The organism is Tunturiibacter gelidiferens (genome assembly GCF_051013345.1).
In the GTDB taxonomy this organism is placed as follows: domain Bacteria; phylum Acidobacteriota; class Terriglobia; order Terriglobales; family Acidobacteriaceae; genus Edaphobacter; species Edaphobacter gelidiferens_A.
Genome location: NZ_CP132939.1, coordinates 3,479,310 through 3,494,963, shown reverse-complemented (window position 1 = coordinate 3,494,963; position 15,654 = coordinate 3,479,310). Strand labels below are relative to the sequence as shown.

Genomic DNA, 15,654 nt, shown 5'->3' with positions numbered 1-15,654 from the left:
ATACTCGGCCGAAGAGGCCAGGAGTCTTCTATGCCAAGTTAACCAACTGGGCAGAACGATCAAGATTTGAGCTATCCCCAATACCCACAACGACCCCGTTCTTTGTAGGTTCCCGTATGCATTTGCTACCCTTGCCTTTATGCGTCTTCGCCAGCTTTCGCTCGCCCTCCTGCTCTCCTGCACCACCCTCCTCGCCCAATCCTTCACTCCAGTCCGCGAGCAGAAAAATCTCTCCCCCGCCGCAGCAGCCAAGCTACACACCCTCGAGACTCTCAACTCCCTCCCCGCAGGCGACTGGCGCTTCCACGTAGGCGACATCCCCCACGGCGAATCCACCAGCCTCGACGACTCCTCCTGGACCCTCGTTCAGCCCAAGTCCAAAGCTCCCCACGAAGCCGTCTGGTACCGCCGCGAGATCGAAGTCCCCAGGACACTCAACGGCTACGACATCACCGGCACCCGCATCTCCTTTCAGTTCCGCTCGAATGCCAACGGCGCCGTCCCCGAGATCATCTACTTCAACGGCAAGCGCGTAGCCCTCGGCGAAGACCTCGAGCCCATCGTCCTCTTCGACCCCGCCAAACCCGGCGACAAGATCCTCGTAGCCGTCAAACTCCTCCAAACCGTCGACGACAAAACCTTCTCCGATGTCCGCCTCACCATCGAGCCAAACCCCAACGCCACCGGTGCAACTGCCCGCCCCTCCCCAGACGACATCCGCATCCAGTGCATCGCCGCCGCAAACCTCCTGCCCGCACTCCCCACCCCACGCAAAGACCTCCTCCCAAAAGTCGAAGAAGCCGTAGCCGCCATCGACACCGACGCCCTCGCCTCCGCCGACCAGGTCGCCTTCGACAAATCCCTCCGCCACGCGCAGGAGATCCTCGCCACCCTCCACCCCGTCCTCTCCGAAGCCAAGATCGACCTCGCCGGAAACTCCCACATCGACGCCGCCTGGCTCTGGCCCCGCAGCGAAACCATCGACGTCGTCAAGCGCACCTTCACCACCGCGCTCCAGCTCATGAACGAGTACCCCGACTACACCTTCTCCCAATCCGCCGCGCAGTACACCGAATGGATGGCCGAAAAATACCCCGCCCTTAACGAACAGATCAAGCAGCGCGTCAAAGAGGGCCGTTGGGAGATCGTAGGCGGCATGTGGGTCGAGCCCGACCTCAACCTCCCCGACGGCGAATCACAGGTTCGCCAGCTCCTCCTCGGCCAGCGCCTCTTCAAAAAGGAGTACGACGTTACCGCCCGCATCGGCTGGAACCCCGACTCCTTCGGCTACAACTGGCAGACACCCCAGATCTACAAGCGCTCCGGCCTCGACTACTTCGTCACCCAGAAGATGCACTGGAACGACACCAACCAGCTCCCCTTCCGCCTCTTCTGGTGGGAGTCTCCCGACGGCAGCAAAGTCCTCACCTACTTCCCCACCGACTACGTCCACGACAACGTCAACCCCACCCGCATCTCCGGCGACTTCGCCGAATCCGCCGACCGCAACCCCGGCACCACCGAGATGCTCGACCTCTACGGCATCGGCGACCACGGCGGCGGCCCCACCCGCGCCATGCTCGACCAGGCCGACCACTGGATCGCCGCCGGCAAACACGACGCAGTCCCCACCATGCGCTACCACACCGCGCAAAGCTACTTCACCAACGTAGAAAAAACCTCAACCCCACTTCCCCCACCTGGGACTACGACTCGATCGCGAAGGGCTACACCGCCCCACCCGCCGCCAACGGCGCACTAGGAATCCCCACGTGGAAAGATGAGTTGTACTTCGAATTCCACCGCGGCGTCTACACCACGCAAGCCGCACACAAGCGCAACATGCGCACCAGCGAAGTAGCCACCCTCGACGCCGAAAAGCTGGCCTCCCTCGCCTGGCTGAACGGCCAGCCCTACCCCAACCCCGAACTCACCGAAAGCTGGAAAAAATCACCTTCAACGGCTTCCACGACCTCGCCGCCGGCTCCGGCATAGCCGTCATCTACAAAGACGCCCAACGCGACTTCACCGAAGTCTTCAACTCCGACAAACTCATCACCGAGGCCTCTCTCAAAACCCTCTCCGACCAAATCAACACAACAAACCAACCCGGCGAAGCGATCCTCGTCACCAACACGCTCGCATGGCCGCGCAAAGAGACAATCAAGATCGATGTGCAAACGCCCGAAGCTGGTGAACTCACCCTCACCGATGACGCCGGACGCAAGCTTCCCTACGAAGACCTGAACGAAGGATTAAATAATCGAGATCACACCGTGCTCGCCACGGTCGATGTACCTGCACTCGGTTACACGGTCCTGCACGCAACCGCTTCATCGTCAGCCAAGCAGCCGCGTGGCTACGAAACCGCCCCCGCCGACCTGACCCTCGCCAACGACAAGCTCATCGTGACCATCGATCCAAAGACTGGCTGCATCACCCAAATCACCGATCCGACGATGGTCCACAAGTACCTGGCCCCCAATTCCTGCGGCAACCAACTTCAAGCCTTCATCGACACCCCGAAGGAATACGACGCCTGGAACATCGACCCCGGCACCCTCGACAAAGCCCCATCCATCATCGACCATGTCGACTCCATCCACGTCGTCAGATACAGCCCACTCCGCAAGGCCATCCGCATCTCTCGCCACTGGCAAAATTCCACGTTCACCCAGAGCATCTCCCTCGACGCCGGAGCCGATCACATCGACATCTCCAACGACATCGACTGGCACGAATCCCACGTCCTCCTCAAAGCCGCCTTCCCGCTAGCCGCCACCTCCCCCAAAGCCACCTACGAGATCCCCTACGGCTCCATCGAGCGCCCCACCACCCGCAACAACTCCTGGGAGAAAGCCCAGTTCGAAGTCCCCGCCATGCGCTGGGCCGACCTCGGCGACGACCACCAGGGCCTCTCCATCCTCAACGACTCCAAGTATGGCTACGACGCCGTCGGCAACACCCTTCGCATCACGCTCCTCCGCTCCCCCACCTGGCCTGACGCCGAAGCCGACCGCGGCCACCAGCACTTCGTCTACTCCCTCTACCCCCACACCGGCACCTGGAAGCAGGCCCAGACCGTCCGCCGCGGCTACGAACTCAACGACCCCCTCAAAGCCACACAAGTCTTCGCCCACACTGGCACTCTCCCCGCCGAACACTCCTTCGCCAGCATCGAAAACCCCAACGTAACCCTAACCGCCATCAAAAAAGCCGAAGACTCCGACGCCCTCGTCTTCCGCATGTACGAGTGGGCCGGCACCGCCACCGAAGTAAAACTCCACATCCCCCACGGCGCCACCTACGCCATCGAATCCAACATGATGGAAAAGCCCGAAGGCGACCACCTCTCACTCACCAACGACGTAGTCACCGTCCCCATCGAACCCTACGAGATCCTCACCCTCCAGGCCATCTACCCAAACCCGTCCGTATCCGGGAACAAACCGTAGATCATCATCCGCCCACCAGCAGAGTGCTGCCGAAGGTCTCCCTTCCGGTAGCACTTTTTTCGCCCCGAAAAACATCTGGCACCCGCGTCATTTCCACCGATCTATACTCTCTACAACCCTTGACCCAATCAACTTGACCCAATCAACTTGACCCAACCACGTACTGCCGCAAGGTTTCTCTCATGATGCGCCGCGCTCTGCTCAGTCTAGGCACGACCTTCTTCCTCATCCTTCCCTCGCCCGCTCAGCGCCCAGGCCGAGATCGGGATCAGCCCATCAATCCACAGGCCCCGCTTCAGGCCGAACTCCTCTCGCCCGTCGACGCCGGCAAACTTTCCATCGGAGCCTCGGTCTTCGCCAAAGCACGAGTCGATTGGAATCAGCCCACATGCCATCTGCGCGTGGGATCGATGGTTGTCGGTCACGTCCTCGAGCTCGAGAAGCGAACAAAACAAAACAAAGGATCCAGCGTCGCCATCGCCTTCGACCACGCCGACTGCGAAGGCCGCATCACTCCCTTTCCGTTCACTCTCTTCGCCCTCGTCGCCGCTCCCGAAGTCGATGAAGGTATCCCCCTCAGAGACACCAGCACAAACTTTGGCGCGGCAAGCACCCAACCTCACATGGCCGGAGGTCTCAAGGGACCCTCCACCGCCCCTAGGCCAGTGGCCACCAAAGATGACATGAGCCTCGGCGGGAAGACCACGAAGGACAGGACCCCTTCGGTCATTCTCGCCGGACAGGTCATCGGCCTCAAGAAGGTTACCCTCAGTGTAGGCACCGGTCCCGAGGGCTCCTCCGTCCTCTCCTCTCTCAAAGACAACATCCGGCTCGAAGGGGCGACCCAGCTTGTCCTTATGCCCCAGGCTTCGGTCGCTCCCAAACCAAACCCGACCCCCACGGCAGACAGAGAACTTCCAACCCTCACCTCCGAGTCTTCTTCTCCCCTCCCACGCCTGCGCCTGCTCCCGTCCTCCCCCCACCCCCACCCCCACCCGAGATCGACGAAACCAGCGTCTGCACCGCCCCCTGTTCCCTCGTCCCCGCAACCCACGACGTTGTCTCCGCAGACGCCTCGCTCTCTGTCTCTACAGCCCTCTTCGGCTTCGTACCCCACAACACCAGAGAGTTCAGCGCCTTCGACTACCAATCCACCCTCTCCTACCTCGACTCCCACAATCTTCTCTTCACCTACGATCCCCACCGCCTGCGCCAACGCTTTCCCGCCGGCATCCGCTCCGAGTCCATGCGCACCATTCGAGCCGTACTCCTCGACCCCTCCACCCTCAAGGTCAAAAAGATCGTCGACTGGCAGGTCCAGGGAGAAGGCCAGTTCATCTGGCGCGCCGCACCTGGCGAAATTCTCGTTCATCTCGGCCATCACCTGCGCCTGCTCGGCACAGACCTCACCGTCCTGCGAGAGACCTCGGTCCCCGGTCAACTCGTCTTCGTCTCAAGCTCTCCTTCCGGCGATTACGTCGCCGTCGGAACTCTGCATGAGCGCCACACGCCCACCATGCACGACCAGCTCGCCGAAGATCTCCGCATCGAGCCCGAAGAAGACATCGACATTCAGCTCTACGACCGAAACTTCACTGTCCTGCTCACCACCCTCCAGAGCTCCTCTCTGCCTCCACCCGTCCTCTCTGACGCTGGTGAAATCCGAGTCCACTCCATCGGCCAGGACCGCTGGCGCATCCGCGAACTTCGCTGGGATCGTACCGAACGCACCATCGCCAACATCAACTCCGAGTGCCGCCCAAACCTCGCCACCCCACTGCCCGACTCCGTCTTCCTGGTCGGCTGCAGCAACGCTCCACTTCGAAACTGGTATCGTCTCCTCCGTCTCGACGGACGTCCCATCCTCAACGGCCACGGCTCCTCTGAGGAGATCGAGCAATCCTCCGGCAGCAGCAATCAGGACGACCTCGCCGTTCGAATCGTGCGCGCCCGCTTCTCCAAAGCACGCGGCGGAAGCTTCAAAAGCAGGAACTCAAGGAGCAGGAGGTCAGTGTCTTCAGGGTCAGAGACGGAAAGCGCATCTTCTTCTCCATCAATCCCGACGTCTCCCTCGCCGAGCAATCCTTCGCCTTGTCGCCCGACGGTGCTCAGCTCGCCATTCTCTCCGGTATCAACCTCTCGATCTACCCCGTCGCGAAAGCAACTCAGTAAAATACAAAATCAATCTCACAGATGAAGCCACCTCCAGAGCCCTACCGTCGGGGATTGGCGTCACACCAGGCTCGCTCGCACGATCTACAAGAGGACGTCCATGATCGCGAACCGTTCTGTCCCCGTCGACACGGTACTTCCCCACATCTTTTACCGCGACCTGGCCGCAGCCATCGATTGCTTAACCAGGACCTTCGGCTTCGCGGAACACTACCGCTATGGAGACCCCGTCAGCGGCGCCCAACTTTATCTGGGCAAAGCGTGGATCATGGTCCAGGGCACACGCGCAGACAGAGCCACACCCGCGCAGTTAGGCGCCTCCACCCAGAGCCTGCCCATCTTTGTGGAAGATGTCGAATCCCACTTCAACCAGACGAAGAGTTCAGGAGCCACCATCGTCGAGGAACTTAATGAGACCGTCTACGGCGAGCTCCAATACGCCGCGCTCGATCTTGACGGTCACCTCTGGTTATTTTCTCGACACGCCCGCGACCTAAGTCCCGAACAATGGGGCGCTACCTCGGCTCCGACCACTTCTCAGGGAACCTGACCCCCGAAAATTCTGTCAAGCCCCAACACAGCAAAACCCGCGCCAACCCAGCGAAATCGCGTGGCGTATCAGTTCCACTCCAACTGCTATACTCAATAAAGAGTAAGAAAAAGCCCCGATAATCCGGGGCTTTCCGTGCGTTTAGCACATAAGCCCTTTGAAATGAGGAATCTGCAAGTAAGTCCTTTGGCAGGAATATTTTACAGAGATAACTCTGCCGCAAGTATTTGAAAATAAGCACCTTACACGCGGGTAATAGGGGGTACCCCAGCCTGGCCGCACCAGAGAACCAACAATGCCCACTGAGCCCAACAACACGATTGCGGTCGCCATGTCCGGAGGAGTCGACTCCTCCGCCGTAGCCGCCCTCCTGCGCGCCCAGGGCCACGAACTCGTCGGCCTCACCCTCCAGCTCTGGAACCAGCGCCGTCTCGCCGGACACGAGGGCATGCCCGAAGCCGTCCAGGGCCGCTGCTGCTCCATCGACGACGTCTACGACGCCCGCCACGTCGCCGAGCAGCTCAACATCCCCTACTACGTCGTCAACCAGCAGGAGCGATTCGAAGCCGACGTCGTCAAGCCCTTCGTCTCTGAGTACCTCGCCGGCCGCACGCCCATCCCCTGCACCCTCTGCAACAATCACCTCAAGTTCGACCAGCTCCTCACCACCGCCCGCCAGATCGGCGCCGACCGTATCGCCACCGGCCACTACGCGCGCAACCGCTTCGATGAAGCACGTCAGCGCTGGATCCTCTCCCGCCCCGAAGACAAGTCGAAGGACCAGACCTACTTCCTCTTCGGCCTGACGCAGGAGCAGTTAAGCCGCACCATGTTTCCATTGGGCGAGATGCAGAAGCCCGCCGTCCGCCAGATGGCCGCAGACGCAGGCCTCGCCGTAGCCCAGAAGTCTGACTCCCAGGAGATCTGCTTTATCCCCGGCGGCGACTACAACACATTCCTCAAGGCCTACCTCGACGAGCAGGGCGAAGATCTCCCCAACACATCCGGCGAGCTCGTCACCACCACCGGCGAAGTCATCGGCCACCACGAAGGCATCCAGAGCTTCACCGTCGGCCAGCGCAAGGGCCTCGGCATCACCAGCCCCAACCCGCTCTATGTCCTCGCCATCCACCCCGACTCGCACCAGGTCACCGTAGGCTCAGACGAAGATCTCCTCTCGCGCGATCTCTTCGCCAACCGCCTCAACTGGATCTCAATCCCCGAACTCACGGAACCCATTCGCGTAAGCATCAAGATCCGCCATCGCCACACCCCGGCCATGGCCACGCTCACCCGCGTCGACGATCAGACAGTCCACGCCCTCTTCGACGAGCCCCAACGTGCAATCACCCCGGCCAGTCCGCCGTCTTCTATCAGGAAGACGAGGTAGTCGGGGGTGGTTGGATCACCTGACAGAATTCAGAACCTACCAGCCGTCATCGGAGTCAGGACTACGAGCGCTCGTTCGTCCGCTCCCAAATCCCTTCGCCCGGCCAACCAGAACGTCCAACCCCGCCTTCAACCCATTCACCAGACCGGAAACCTCGCGCAGCGGAACCTTGATACCCCGCTGAACCGTCTCCGAGATGTCGGAGGTGGTATTCAGAACCGAAGTCACCATCCCATCCACCCGTGCCATCTGCGCCCGAGTCTTCGAGTTCAAATCGCTCGCGGTCGCGTCAAACTCCGTCGCTTTCGCACGAAGCACATGGCTCGTCTCGACCAGGTTCTCGGTGATGATCTTTACCTTCGGAGCGGTGTCCTGAATGAAGCTGTGAGAACTCTCCATAAGGGGCATCACCTTCGCGCGAATCTCTTCAAAAATCTCAAGCCCCCGCTTCCGAGCCTTTGCCGCGCCAACAGCCACCCTAACCACAGCAATCGCCTGGACCAGCATCGACAAGGCCACGATGCCGACAAAGATCATCAACAGCTTCGAATTCCCCGACGAAAGCGAGTCCGGGTCCTGCAGCCACATACCTGACATCACGATCCGTATCGCTTCCATAACGTCTCTCAATCCCTCATGTTACGAGATAACAATCATAAGGCCCGGCCGCCAGCGAGGGTCGACCGGGCCCAGACTATCAGAACCGACTAACAGATAACCGCTTTACGACGGAGAATCGCCCGTCGTATTCGCATACGCCTCTTTACCCGCATCAATCGCGGCACTCACTTTATCGGTATGTTCCTGCACCAGGCCTTTGCCCTTCTCAACATACTGAGCCCATTGAGTCCGACCGCGGTCGTAGTACTCCTTACCGCGATCGACATATTCGCTCACCTGCTGTTTGCCTTGGGCAGCCAGAACATTCGCACGATCCTGCGCCTGCTGCGCGAGAACAGCCGCTTTGTCCTTGGCATCGAGAGCGCTCGCTACCAGATCCTCACGCGTCTCTTTCCCAGCCTTCGGGGCATACAGTACCCCTACAAGTGCACCAATCCCCAATCCCGCCAGGAACCAACCCAGTCCACTCACTCCACTCTCGTTGTCGTTATCTGACATGCTCATTCTCCTCTTTCAGGCTTCAAGTGCGGAATCTGCTTCTCCGCCTTTTATAACTCAACTTGCAGATTTCTAATCCATCGGATCTGAAATCGGATCCGGAACACTCTGCCCCGCCCAACCAACCGGCAAGGCCTCAATGCCTTCGTTTAGGGAGATGCCCCACGCTCCAATTAGGTTGCGCGCCCATCGCCACACGCATCATTTGCCACAAACCATGCACCCCTGCTCGCATCCCGTTTGATCGGCGCCAACCAAATGCTACCCACGAATTTTCGATATCTTTCGGAATCAGATCCGTCTAATCCTCAGGTAGACAACCCTCCGCAAAAGATGAGGAAACCCGTATTCGCTGGAAACTTCGATCTGAGACGCTGCACCGGATAGCTGTTCAGTGATTTAGAGTGTTCGCAGTGCAAGTCACTCGACGCACGAAAGGGGCTTCATGTACGCCGACCGTCATCTCTCCGCCACCCGCGCCTTACTGGCCATCGCAACTCTCGCCATCACTTTAGGCTTGTCCGGATGCAAGAGTTCCGCGCCCTCTGCTCCAACCGACGACGCCAGCCTCACCGCCGCGCTTCAAAGCCGCATCTCCAGCGACAACGCCCTCACATCTGAATCCATTCAGTCCTCCGTTCAGAACTCTGTCGCCACCCTCACCGGCAACGTCAGCAGCGAAGCAGCGCGCTCTCTCGCCGCAGCCGACGCCGCTCAGGTCGCCGGGATCAAGACCGTAGTCAACAATCTCTCCGTGCAGGCTCCCGCTCCAGCCATCACCGCCGCAGCCGTCCCCCTCCGCCTCCTTCCCCAGTCGCACCAAAGAAACTCCCCGCCCCCAAACCAGCACCGAAGCCAAAAGCCCCCGTCGTCCACGACTCTGCGCCTGCCGATATTCCAGCCCCTGAGGTAGCAGCCGCCGCTCCGCCTCCGCCTCCGACCCCGCAACAGGAACTCCCTCCGCCTCCTCCACCCCCACCACCTGCGCCCGAGTTCCGTAACATTACGGTCCCACCCGACACCACGATCCCCATCCGCATCACCCAAACCCTCGACAGCGCCACCACTCAACAGGGCGACACCTTCACCGGCACCATCGCCACCGACATCATCCTCGACGGTATCGTTGTCATTCGCCAGGGAACCCCTGTCTCAGGCCGTGTCTCCGCCGTCCAGGAAGCAGCCCACTACAAAGGCAGTTCCTTGCTTACCGTCGAACTCACCAGCATTAATCGCCGTGGCGAAAAGCTCGCCGTCACCACCGAACCCTACAGCGTCGAGGGCAAGGGCCGCGGCAAAAATACAGCCGAAAAAGTCGGCGGCGGAGCAGCCGTCGGTGCTATCCTCGGTGGCATCCTCGGCGGCGGCAAAGGAGCCGCCATCGGCGCAGCAGCCGGCGGCGGTGTTGGTGCCGGAGCAAACACCATCACGCGCGGCGAACAAGTTCAGATCCCATCCGAAAGCCTCATCCGCTTCCGCCTGACTAACACCTTATCCCTCAAAGTTCCAACAAAAAATACCGAGAGCACCAGTTCCAATCCTGACCTTCAACAGCGGCCTGGAGACCAGCCGCCACAATAGCAAACCTTTGCATCGAACCGTTTAGAACAGGGGAGCCAGACCACTCGGCCTCTCGCCCCATCGCCTGAAACTCATCATCGCGAAACGCTTCTAAACCAAGCTGCACCTACGAATCCGTCACAAGACTGCCCTAACCAAAACGTCACTCCAGAGGTGTTCCGTCTTGACGAAGGCATCGCTCGACAATGCGTCTCGCCCCGCAGGGTTTCTCACCTTCACCCTGCATGCGCATCTTCCCTATGTCGTCAATCACGGCACGTGGCCCCACGGCCTGGAGTGGCTCCACGAAGCCGCAGCCGAGACCTACCTCCCCTTCCTCCGCGTCCTCAAAAATCTAGAGCGCGATCAAATCCGTTTCTCCTGCAACCTCAATCTCTCGCCCATTCTGCTGGAACAGCTCTCTCACCCTGTCTTCCTGGCCGAGTTCCCCCACTACCTCACCCGCAAGATCGTCGCAGCTCGTGAAGACGAAGCGTTTTTCCTGCAATCCGGCGACGGTCATCTTGCCGAGACTGCCCGTTTCTGGCAGCGCTTCTTTTCCCAGGCACTCGAAGACTTCAACCACTTCGACCGTGATCTCATCTCCGCCTTTCGCCACTTCAACGACACCGGCCTCATCGACATCATCACCTGCGGAGCCACCCACGGATACATGCCTCTGCTCGGCACCGACGAGAGCCTCCGAGCCCAGATCCGCACCGCCGTCGACACCCACATCCGCCACTTCGGCAAAGCTCCCCGCGGCATCTGGGCACCCGAGTGTGGCTACCGCCCCGCCGGCCCCTGGAGCTATCCCGTCACCAACGCCGACGGCAGCCCTACCCCTCCAGCTTTCAATCGCATCGGCGTCGAACAAGCTCTCTCCGAGTCCGGCCTCGAGTTCTTCTTCGTAGACACCCACCTTATCGAGGAGTCCCGGCGCACCTCCTCCCCTACGACCGCCCCGGCAATAACAAGCCGCAAAGCCCTGATGAGGATCGCCAGACCCACCAGCCGCATCGTTCCCTCTATCAGCCCTACTACGTTGATGGCCCCTACGACAAACAACACGCCACGACCATCTTTCCCCGCGATCCCCGCACCGGCCTCCAGGTCTGGTCCGGCGATACCGGTTACCCCGGCGACAGCGTCTACCTCGACTTCCACAAGAAGCGCTGGCCCGGCGGTCATCGTTACTGGCGCGTCACCGGCTCCAGGGTCGACATGAACGACAAACAGCCCTACTACCCCCAGGAAGCCGCCGAGCGCACCAAAGCTCACGCCAGTCACTTCGTCCATCTCGTCTACGAGGCGCTAAAGTCCGGCTTCAACGACACCGTCCCACCCATCCTCTGCTCCCCCTTCGACGCCGAACTCTTCGGCCACTGGTGGTTCGAGGGCCCACTCTGGCTCGAAGCTGTCGCCCGCAATCTCCATGACTACGAGTCGGGAATCAAACTCATCAGCTGCGCCGACTACCTCGATCATTATCCACGCGCCGGCTTCATCGCCATGCACGAAGGATCCTGGGGATCGGAAGGCAACAACCAGGTCTGGCTTAACCCTGAGACCAGCTGGACCTACACCCACATCTATCCCGCCGAGCTCTACGTCCGCGACGTATGCACCGCAGGCCTCTGGCGCACCTCCTCCCTGGGCATTCGCATCATGCAACAACTATGCCGCGAACTCCTTCTTCTGGAATCCTCCGACTGGCAGTTCCTCATCACCACCGGCGCAGCCCGCGACTACGCCGAAATTCGCTTCCTCACCCACAACGATCAGTTCAACGAAATCAAAGCCCTCTGGCAAACCTACGAATCAACCGGCACAATCACCGAAGCCGAGCAAACGCGCCTCACCGAGATCGAGCTCCGAGACAGTATCTTCCCCGACATCGATCCTGGACTGTGGGTCGCTGGCGCCTCCGAGACACGCCCCGACCAACCCGCAACCCATCCAGTCGAAACCACAGTCTGACTACATCCCAGCGTCTCGCCTTATCTCAAAGCTTGCCGAACACACTCTTGAGCAGTGGAGTCACTTGAGCCGATGGATTGGTGCGGATCTTCGCCTCTTCCTGCCCCATCATTGTGAACATTCCATCGACGCTCTTCTCCAGAACATAGCCATTGATGTCGACCGACGGCGTCTTCCCAAACGGCATCTGCGGTGCAGATCCCATCATCTCGGTGAACTTCTCCGTCACCCCCGTCTTCGCCATCTCCCGTTCGATGATGGGTCGAAAAGCCTCTGACACCTGCGAGGAAGTTGTCCTCTTGAAGTAGTCTGTCCCTGCCGTATTGCCGCCCATCACAATCTGCTTTGCGTCTTCAAAACTCATTGCCTTCAGCGCATCCATAAAGATCGACTTTGCCGCGGGAGCCGCCGCCTCCGCCGCCGCGTTCATGCTGTGCTCGAACTCATCAACCTTCGCGCCCATCCCAATCGCGCGCAAACCCTTCTCCACCGTACGCAGCTTCTCAGGCATCGTTATCTTGATCAGCGGATTGTTCTCAAACCCTCCGGGCCTGCCGGTCTCAGCCACCGCCGAGGTCACTCCACGCGACAGCGCTTCCTTCAATCCACCCGAAGCCTGCGCAGTCGTTAGAGAGGAAGCATCTCCCATCACAAACTTCGGAGAGCTACTGACACCGACCGCGGGATTCATCAGCATCGCGAAAAGCGCAAGGTTGCACACAGAGCGTATTTGCACGGATAAACCATACTCCCGCAAAATGAGTCCACGAAAACTTCTCAACCTCGAGAGATCGAGATAGCGTCTCCAGTTTCATCTCGTCAACGTATCTTCACACCAATGTTCCAACGCCCTGGGCCACCATCGCCACCCTACCCGTCATGGTCAATCAACGCCGGGCCAAAACCTGTCAAGCCCCTCATCATAGAAAACCCGCGCCAATCCAGCACATTCGCGTGGCGTATCAGTTCCACGCCACCAGCTTTAATGGATAAAGCAGACAAGACCCCGGAACCACCGGGGTTTTTCCATTTAACTTGTAAACCCTTTGATTGGAGATATTTGCCCACAAGCCTTTTGAAATGAATATTTTGCAAAGGAGATAAATCGCAAATAACTCAAAACAAGCATTTTACATAGGGTAACCCCCAGGGAGTGCCCCCACAAGCTCTACCCTGAAGCCAACCAAAGCAGCCCAGGCCAATCGAAAGGAGAAGCCCGACAGTAACGATGCCGACCCAGACCCAACCCCGCAACGCCGCTGTCATCCAACCCAGCATCATCACCCAACCGAACAACCCACTAACCCGCTGGCATCTTCTCTCGCTCGACGCCCCTACCGTCGCCGCCCTCTGGACCTCGTTCATCGCCTCGGTCAGCCACATCCATCTCCCGCTCGCCTCCACTCTCGCCATGGCCATCGCCGTCTGGATGCTCTATGCTGCCGACCGCCTGCTTGACACCCGCTTCATCGGCACATCACGCAAGGAACACCTCGAAGCCCGTCACTTCTTCCATCACCACCATCGCCGCGTCTTCCTCACCGGCGTCCTCCTCGCTTCGGCCGCGCTCGCAATCCTCCTTCCTCAACTGGAAGCCGAAGCCATCCACCTCTACCTCGTCCTCGGAGGGCTTCTCTTCGGCTACTTCATCCTCATCCACGCCACCAACAGCGCACACCGTCTCCCCAAGGAGATCGCCGTAGGCCTCTTCTTCGCCGCAGCTACCTTCATCCCCACCGTAGCTCGCCGCCCCGACCTCCGCATCCCCCTGCTCCCCATTGCCATCCTCCTCGCAATCCTCTGCAGCCTCAACTGCCTCTTCATCTACGCCTGGGAACACGCTGCCCCAACAAGCACAAACCAGACCCACTCCAGCCCTCCAACCCACGCCACGACGCGTCTTGCACTTCGCAACCTCCCACTTCTCACCATCAATCTCATCGTCCTCAGCGTCGCCTTCGCTCTCCTCGACCATCAAGTTCCCTGGCCGATCCCCTATGCGATCGCCGTCTCTGCCGCATCCCTTCTGCTCCTTCATCATCGTCGGCACCACATAGCGCGCCTCACGCTGCGAAGCCTCGCCGACCTCGCCCTCACCACTCCCGTCCTTCTCCTCCCGCTTCTCCGTCGCTAATGGTCCCCCAACCCAACTTCGACCGCATCGCGCGTCCCTATCGATGGCTTGAATACCTAACCCTCGGCCGCGCCCTCGAACACTGCCGCCTTCACTTCCTTCCCCATCTCCTGAAACAAAAACAAGCCCTCATCCTCGGCGACGGAGACGGCCGTTTCCTGTCCGAACTCCTCCAGCAAAACCCCGCCCTCCACGCCGATGCAGTGGATACCAGCGCCGCCATGCTGCAGCTCCTCCGCCAACGCTGCGAAACCCTGACCCCTGACGCATCCTCACGCCTCACAACCCATCACGCCAACGCGCTAACCGTCCCTCTCGACAGATCCTACGACCTGATCGTCTCTCACTTCTTCCTCGACTGCCTCACCCAACCCGACCTGGAAACCCTCATCAACCGCATCGCTCCCACCCTCTGCCCTCAAGCACTCTGGCTAGTCACGGACTTCCACATCCCCACCGGCCTCATGCGTCTTCCCGCAAAGATCCTCGTCCGCAGCCTCTACATCGCCTTCCGCATACTCACCGGACTCCGCACTGCAAAACTCCCTGACCACGCCACGCCACTCCAGCAAGCCGGCCTCACCCGAATCGCCCACCAGCACCGATTAGCTGGCCTTCTAGTGACCGAACTCTGGCAATTCAACTCACCTGCTCAACAAATGCCTGAGGAAACGAAGCAAACTTTTTCCGCCCGGAGCGGAGAACCGCCCTACAATCCCCGTATGTCGCGCACCCACTCCTTCCCTGTCGCCGCGCTCCTCCTCATGCCTCTCGTCCTGCACGCCCAGACAACTCTGCAACCCAGCATCGCCACCAACTCCCCCGATGGCAAGCCACTCTCCACCCGCGTCGTCGCATACAACATCGACGCTAAACTCGACGCCAGTAAGAAGACTCTCGACGCCACTGAGACCCTCACGTACAAAAACCTAACCGGCCAACCCCTCACCTCCATCCCCTTTCATCTCTACCTCAACGCGTTCCGCCCCGAGTCCACCTTCACCAACGAAACCCACTTCACCGGCGGTGTTCGCGGCTCCGAAGACGATAACAACTATCCCGCTAACGAGCGTGGCAGCATTACCATCTCCCACATCGACGCCGACGGCTACGGCGACCTCACCGCCTCCATGCACTTCATCGCCCCCGACGACAACAACGCCGAAGACCACACCGTAGCCGAACTAGCCCTTCCCCATCCCCTCGCTCCCAACGACTCCGTCACCTTCCATCTCGTCTTCCACGACGTCTTCCCTCTCTCTGTTGCGCGCAATGGCTACAAGCGCGACTTCAT

15 protein-coding genes and 2 pseudogenes are annotated in these 15,654 nt (G+C 60.0%); 12 read left to right on the top strand and 5 right to left on the bottom strand.

Translation table 11 applies throughout. From position 1 onward, the window contains the following. Nucleotides 1-139: 139 nt before the first annotated feature. From RBB80_RS17500 to RBB80_RS17490, 3 genes are all read left to right on the top strand, one after another. Nucleotides 140-1,762 (top strand): hypothetical protein, encoded by a 1,623-nt coding sequence (locus tag RBB80_RS17500; RefSeq protein ID WP_433963775.1) that lies wholly within the window; start codon nucleotides 140-142, stop codon nucleotides 1,760-1,762. 23 nt (nucleotides 1,763-1,785) lie between these two features. Further along, nucleotides 1,786-1,995: a hypothetical protein gene (locus RBB80_RS17495; protein ID WP_433963774.1), complete on the top strand. Its 210-nt coding sequence runs from the start codon at nucleotides 1,786-1,788 to the stop codon at nucleotides 1,993-1,995. A 179-nt stretch (nucleotides 1,996-2,174) separates the two neighbouring features. Beyond that, nucleotides 2,175-3,455, top strand: coding sequence for a glycoside hydrolase family 38 C-terminal domain-containing protein (locus tag RBB80_RS17490; RefSeq protein ID WP_433963773.1), 1,281 nt, complete (start codon nucleotides 2,175-2,177; stop codon nucleotides 3,453-3,455). A gap of 206 nt (nucleotides 3,456-3,661) precedes the next feature. Here RBB80_RS17490 and RBB80_RS17485 read toward each other — a convergent pair whose 3' ends face one another. Continuing rightward, entirely contained in the window at nucleotides 3,662-4,438 is a 777-nt protein-coding gene (locus RBB80_RS17485) for a hypothetical protein (protein WP_433963772.1), read from the bottom strand. A gap of 263 nt (nucleotides 4,439-4,701) precedes the next feature. On the opposite strand from RBB80_RS17485, the gene RBB80_RS17480 reads away from it, so the two are divergent. From RBB80_RS17480 to mnmA, 3 genes and pseudogenes are all read left to right on the top strand, one after another. After that, nucleotides 4,702-5,652 carry a hypothetical protein gene (locus tag RBB80_RS17480; protein WP_433963771.1) on the top strand — a complete coding sequence of 317 codons (951 nt, stop codon included), beginning with the start codon at nucleotides 4,702-4,704 and terminating at the stop codon, nucleotides 5,650-5,652. A gap of 75 nt (nucleotides 5,653-5,727) precedes the next feature. Next, nucleotides 5,728-6,177 carry a VOC family protein gene (locus RBB80_RS17475; RefSeq protein WP_433963770.1) on the top strand — a complete coding sequence of 150 codons (450 nt, stop codon included), beginning with the start codon at nucleotides 5,728-5,730 and terminating at the stop codon, nucleotides 6,175-6,177. Nucleotides 6,178-6,472: 295 nt separating this feature from the next. Next, a pseudogene (gene mnmA, locus RBB80_RS17470) lies at nucleotides 6,473-7,590 on the top strand (tRNA 2-thiouridine(34) synthase MnmA). A 13-nt stretch (nucleotides 7,591-7,603) separates the two neighbouring features. Here the strand turns inward: mnmA and RBB80_RS17465 are convergent. After that, nucleotides 7,604-8,185 carry a hypothetical protein gene (locus RBB80_RS17465; RefSeq protein WP_433963769.1) on the bottom strand — a complete coding sequence of 194 codons (582 nt, stop codon included), beginning with the start codon at nucleotides 8,183-8,185 and terminating at the stop codon, nucleotides 7,604-7,606. 105 nt (nucleotides 8,186-8,290) lie between these two features. Next, nucleotides 8,291-8,686, bottom strand: a complete 396-nt coding sequence (locus RBB80_RS17460) for a YtxH domain-containing protein (RefSeq protein WP_433963768.1) — start codon at nucleotides 8,684-8,686, stop codon at nucleotides 8,291-8,293. A 445-nt stretch (nucleotides 8,687-9,131) separates the two neighbouring features. Between RBB80_RS17460 and RBB80_RS17455 the strand changes: the two genes are divergently transcribed. From RBB80_RS17455 to RBB80_RS17440, 4 genes are all read left to right on the top strand, one after another. After that, nucleotides 9,132-9,599: a BON domain-containing protein gene (locus RBB80_RS17455; protein WP_433963767.1), complete on the top strand. Its 468-nt coding sequence runs from the start codon at nucleotides 9,132-9,134 to the stop codon at nucleotides 9,597-9,599. Nucleotides 9,600-9,889: 290 nt separating this feature from the next. After that, entirely contained in the window at nucleotides 9,890-10,267 is a 378-nt protein-coding gene (locus RBB80_RS17450; protein WP_433963766.1) for a hypothetical protein, read from the top strand. 163 nt (nucleotides 10,268-10,430) lie between these two features. Continuing rightward, a complete protein-coding gene (locus tag RBB80_RS17445) occupies nucleotides 10,431-11,474 on the top strand; it encodes a hypothetical protein (protein ID WP_433963765.1) in 1,044 nt (347 codons plus the stop codon). Further along, nucleotides 11,471-12,226: a 1,4-alpha-glucan branching protein domain-containing protein gene (locus tag RBB80_RS17440; RefSeq protein WP_433963764.1), complete on the top strand. Its 756-nt coding sequence runs from the start codon at nucleotides 11,471-11,473 to the stop codon at nucleotides 12,224-12,226. The genes RBB80_RS17445 and RBB80_RS17440 overlap by 4 nt, the downstream gene beginning before the upstream one ends. A 25-nt stretch (nucleotides 12,227-12,251) precedes the next feature. Here the strand turns inward: RBB80_RS17440 and RBB80_RS17435 are convergent, their stop codons facing one another. Next, nucleotides 12,252-12,923, bottom strand: coding sequence for a DUF4197 domain-containing protein (locus RBB80_RS17435; protein ID WP_433963763.1), 672 nt, complete (start codon nucleotides 12,921-12,923; stop codon nucleotides 12,252-12,254). A gap of 531 nt (nucleotides 12,924-13,454) precedes the next feature. Between RBB80_RS17435 and RBB80_RS17430 the strand changes: the two genes are divergently transcribed. Beyond that, the gene (locus tag RBB80_RS17430; protein WP_433963762.1) at nucleotides 13,455-14,360 is read left to right on the top strand and encodes a hypothetical protein; all 906 of its coding nucleotides are present in this window, start codon (nucleotides 13,455-13,457) and stop codon (nucleotides 14,358-14,360) included. Between the two features lie 56 nt (nucleotides 14,361-14,416). Here RBB80_RS17430 and RBB80_RS17425 read toward each other — a convergent pair whose 3' ends face one another. After that, on the bottom strand, nucleotides 14,417-14,602 hold the full coding sequence (locus tag RBB80_RS17425; RefSeq protein WP_433970074.1) for a hypothetical protein: 186 nt from the start codon (nucleotides 14,600-14,602) through the stop codon (nucleotides 14,417-14,419). On the opposite strand from RBB80_RS17425, the pseudogene RBB80_RS17420 reads away from it, so the two are divergent. Continuing rightward, nucleotides 14,519-14,722, top strand: a pseudogene (locus RBB80_RS17420) (class I SAM-dependent methyltransferase); the annotation flags it as partial. The gene RBB80_RS17425 and the pseudogene RBB80_RS17420 overlap by 84 nt on opposite strands. Nucleotides 14,723-15,654: the final 932 nt, after the last annotated feature.

Bases quoted from the DNA above. Each gene is read 5' to 3' on its own strand.
- RBB80_RS17455 (WP_433963767.1), top strand. From the start codon at position 9,132: ATGTACGCCGACCGTCATCTCTCCGCCACCCGCGCCTTACTGGCCATC.
- RBB80_RS17440 (WP_433963764.1), top strand. From the start codon at position 11,471: ATGAACGACAAACAGCCCTACTACCCCCAGGAAGCCGCCGAGCGCACC.
- RBB80_RS17500 (WP_433963775.1), top strand. From the start codon at position 140: ATGCGTCTTCGCCAGCTTTCGCTCGCCCTCCTGCTCTCCTGCACCACC.
- RBB80_RS17435 (WP_433963763.1), bottom strand. From the start codon at position 12,923: ATGCTGATGAATCCCGCGGTCGGTGTCAGTAGCTCTCCGAAGTTTGTG.
- RBB80_RS17480 (WP_433963771.1), top strand. From the start codon at position 4,702: ATGCGCACCATTCGAGCCGTACTCCTCGACCCCTCCACCCTCAAGGTC.
- RBB80_RS17475 (WP_433963770.1), top strand. From the start codon at position 5,728: ATGATCGCGAACCGTTCTGTCCCCGTCGACACGGTACTTCCCCACATC.
- RBB80_RS17460 (WP_433963768.1), bottom strand. From the start codon at position 8,686: ATGTCAGATAACGACAACGAGAGTGGAGTGAGTGGACTGGGTTGGTTC.
- RBB80_RS17430 (WP_433963762.1), top strand. From the start codon at position 13,455: ATGCCGACCCAGACCCAACCCCGCAACGCCGCTGTCATCCAACCCAGC.
- RBB80_RS17465 (WP_433963769.1), bottom strand. From the start codon at position 8,185: ATGGAAGCGATACGGATCGTGATGTCAGGTATGTGGCTGCAGGACCCG.